Consider the following 1122-nt stretch of genomic DNA (forward strand, 5'->3'; position numbering starts at 1 on the left):
CACCAAATCGAGCGAAGCCATGATCTATGTGGCTTCCATTGGTCGCATGCTCCGCCGCTTAGCTCCTTCACCCAACCAAGCTCCGTTCAAATACCGACTTACAGCATGAAGAGGATTCCGGATAGGCTCTCAGTCGAAGATCCAACGCCGTTCCTCAGCGACATGGAGGCGATGCACCGAGACTATTACCCCCGAGTCCATGCCAAATTGATTGCGAAATTAGAGCGACTTGTTCGTACTATTGCATTGCAGTTTACGATCGGAGACCACACAGACGAATCGGGACATCTCATGCAAATGTCGACCGTGTATTCTGATTTCCGGAACCTCAGGGACGAGGAGCTTGGCACAATCGACTATCGCCAGTCCGTTAGGATTCTTGCGCAGGAAGTAAAGAACTGGGTAAAACGCAGCGAGGAGGAGATATTGAATAACCACTGGCCAACTCGAGCTATTTCTCAGGACAAGTTTGATGGCGAATGGCCATTTAGATATAATCGAGTGATAGTGGAGCTTCAAGAGAAACTGTTCGCCATTGTTAACATTGAGGGCTACGCGTTTGCGCTAAATGGTTCGGCAGCGAGTCGATTTAACCTGCCTTTCCCGCACGATGCGGGTTTGGCAGTGCTGGGGAAATCTGTTGGCCCATTCACAGATATTGCCCTATCTCTGGCTGATATGCCACAGGAGGGTGAAGCGTGACCGCTGGGTGGCCCGGCCGAGAGCAACTGGGTTGCGTAGCAACAAGATGCTTCACCGTCTGGTTTCCAACTCGATCCGACGACAAAATCATCATCCGTTTCCAGTCTCGGTGTCCGGGTGCCATGCCCTCGCTTGAAGCATGAAAACGTGACGAAATGGATGTGTGACTCAGAGTCATCAACAGGTCGCTCGACCATGCGTCGTTTCAGTTTTGTTGAAAACGGATTCTTGAGGCTGGAAGCACATGGTAATAACATCTTGTGCCTTCGGCACCCAGCCGACCCCGGCCGGGCCACCCAACGCCGTTAACCGTATGAAGTCAGTGTTAGGGGTGTGATTTTTTGGGCGAGGAGGTTCAGGTCAGCTGAAGGTGGCTTGATTGTCGGTGGACCGGGTGGTTTGCGAGTTCGACGCTGCGGA

The 1122-nt window shown here is 52.2% G+C and carries 1 protein-coding gene; it reads left to right on the forward strand.

Translation table 11 applies throughout. The annotated features are described in order from the left end of the window. Positions 1-105: 105 nt before the first annotated feature. Positions 106-702 carry a hypothetical protein gene (locus KOR42_RS26330; RefSeq protein ID WP_146512758.1) on the forward strand — a complete coding sequence of 199 codons (597 nt, stop codon included), beginning with the start codon at positions 106-108 and terminating at the stop codon, positions 700-702. Positions 703-1122: the final 420 nt, after the last annotated feature.

This window comes from Thalassoglobus neptunius (assembly GCF_007859735.1).
In the GTDB taxonomy this organism is placed as follows: domain Bacteria; phylum Planctomycetota; class Planctomycetia; order Planctomycetales; family Planctomycetaceae; genus Thalassoglobus; species Thalassoglobus neptunius.

Excerpts from the sequence above, each read along its gene's own strand:
- KOR42_RS26330 (WP_146512758.1), top strand. The coding sequence starts at position 106 with ATGAAGAGGATTCCGGATAGGCTCTCAGTCGAAGATCCAACGCCGTTC.